We start from the raw sequence: 1,937 nt of genomic DNA on the forward strand, positions 1-1,937 counted from the left end.
GCTCTGGCCCGCGAGCGCCGCGAGCCGCGCCGCCTGAGCCCCCTGCGCCGGCCAGCGCACTACGGCCGGGCCGGCCTTGCCCGCTTCCTTCCTGCTCGCCTGTGTGGCTGGAGCCTGCATGTCTGATCTTTCGCCGATTCCCGCGCTGCCGCCCGCCCCCGCCGAGCCGGCCCGCCCGCCGGGCTGGTGGTCGCGGCTGGTCCACCGCCGCGCCGCACGCGACGCGCGGCTGCTCGCCGCGCACCACGCCGACACCACCGAACGCGCCCGCCACGCGCAGATCGCCCTCGTCCGCGACGGCTACCACCTCGGCCCCATCCCCTACGGCTACCTGCCGCTGCGCGTCGGCCCCCGACGCGGTGGGGAACGTCGCAGGATCCGGCTCCTGCTCGACCCTGGACCCGCCTCCGTCGTGGTCGCGATCTACCGGTGGAGAATCGAGGACCGGCTCACCCCCCACGCGATCGCCACACGGCTGCGCAGCGTCGAAACCCCCGCTGTCCTGCGGATCGATCCCGCCACCGGATTCCCCCGGCCCTGGACCTCGAACGCGGTCACCCGCGTCCTGGCCAACCCGACCTACACCGGCGCCACCGTCTGGGGCCGCACCCATGCCGGCCGGCCCGTCCCACCCGACGCCTGGGTGATCCGCCTCGGCGCCCACCAGCCGATCATCGACGGCGCCACCTTCTACCACGCCCAACTCCTCGCGCCCCCCGGCGCCGGAGTTTTCAGCGTGCAGCTACCCCCGTGGGCCTTCACCGAAAGCCCACCGACCGACCAGGGAAACACCGACAGCAGCCGGGAACCGAGCGCATGAAACCACCGCGGGCGTTTCATGACCGCATCCACACCCGGGCGGACAACGGTTCCCGCGGACGGACCGCCGCCCCGGAGACATCGCGGTGACCCGCCAGCGCCCCCCTCGCGAGAACGACCCCGTTCCAGCCGACAGCAGCGAAGAAGCGCCGGCTGAACGTCAGGACGCGGTCAGAAACATCATCATCGAACGCGTCGAAACCGTCCCCATGACTCCCGAGGAATACGACACCGCAGTGTCCGTTCTCGCCGAACTTGTCCTACAGTGGGAACGGAAAGGCGCGCCGGACGTCGCGCCAAAAAGGGCGGCCTGACAGCCCTTGCTCTTTCACACGGGCGGCCTGTCCCTCTCGGATAGGCCGCCCACCCCTCATCAGCAAAGGAGCCCTCGGTATGCGCTGCCCATTTTCGACCCAGCAGACGACCACAAAGACGGCGACGATCAGCAAACCCGCCGGACCGCCGGTTGCGTTCTACGTCCGGATCACCACCCACGGCCACCGCAAGTCCCTCGACGACCAGCACGCCCAGACCCTCACGTACCTCACAGCACACCACCCGGCCAGCCACCCGCTCCACGAGGACAGCCGCGAGCCGGTACGCACCCGATTCTCCCCGGCGTCAATATGCCGTCGCGTTCTCCCGCGCCACCAACGCGGCACGTAAAGCCCGACCGCCGCCCACAACCAGTACCGGAAGGAAAGGAAACGCGCCATGGCCCGTGCGACCTCGCGTCGAAAGAGCGCGAACCGCACACCCCAACCCACCCCCGACCCACTCGACACCGTCCGGGTCGGGATCTACCTGCGGCGCTCCACCGACGACGAACACCAGCCCTACTCCATCGAAGCCCAAGAAGAACGACTGCGCTCCTACGTCGACTCCCAGCCCAGCTGGTCCATCGCCCACCGGTTCTCCGACGACGCCTCCGGCGCCACCACCGAACGCCCCGCCCTGCAACGCGCCCTGTCCGCGGCCCGCCACGGACTGATCGACGTCCTTCTCGTCTACCGCGTCGACCGGCTCTCCCGCAACCTGCGTGACACCGTCACCCTGCTCGAAGAACTCGACCAGGCCGGCGTCGTCTTCCGCTCGGCCACCGAGCCGTTCGACACCGC

4 protein-coding genes are annotated in these 1,937 nt (G+C 70.4%); all 4 read left to right on the forward strand.

The annotated features are described in order from the left end of the window. Positions 1-118: 118 nt before the first annotated feature. On the forward strand, positions 119-820 hold the full coding sequence (locus ND747_RS16160; protein ID WP_251734439.1) for a recombinase family protein: 702 nt from the start codon (positions 119-121) through the stop codon (positions 818-820). 85 nt (positions 821-905) lie between these two features. Further along, positions 906-1,133, forward strand: coding sequence for a hypothetical protein (locus ND747_RS16165; protein WP_251734440.1), 228 nt, complete (start codon positions 906-908; stop codon positions 1,131-1,133). A 79-nt stretch (positions 1,134-1,212) separates the two neighbouring features. Continuing rightward, positions 1,213-1,485 (forward strand): hypothetical protein, encoded by a 273-nt coding sequence (locus ND747_RS16170; protein ID WP_251734441.1) that lies wholly within the window; start codon positions 1,213-1,215, stop codon positions 1,483-1,485. 48 nt (positions 1,486-1,533) lie between these two features. Then, positions 1,534-1,937 (forward strand): recombinase family protein (locus ND747_RS16175; RefSeq protein ID WP_251734442.1); only part of this gene is annotated, 404 nt, incomplete at its 3' end.

The sequence above is a fragment of the Frankia sp. R82 genome, from assembly GCF_023716925.1.
Lineage (GTDB): Bacteria > Actinomycetota > Actinomycetes > Frankiales > Frankiaceae > Frankia.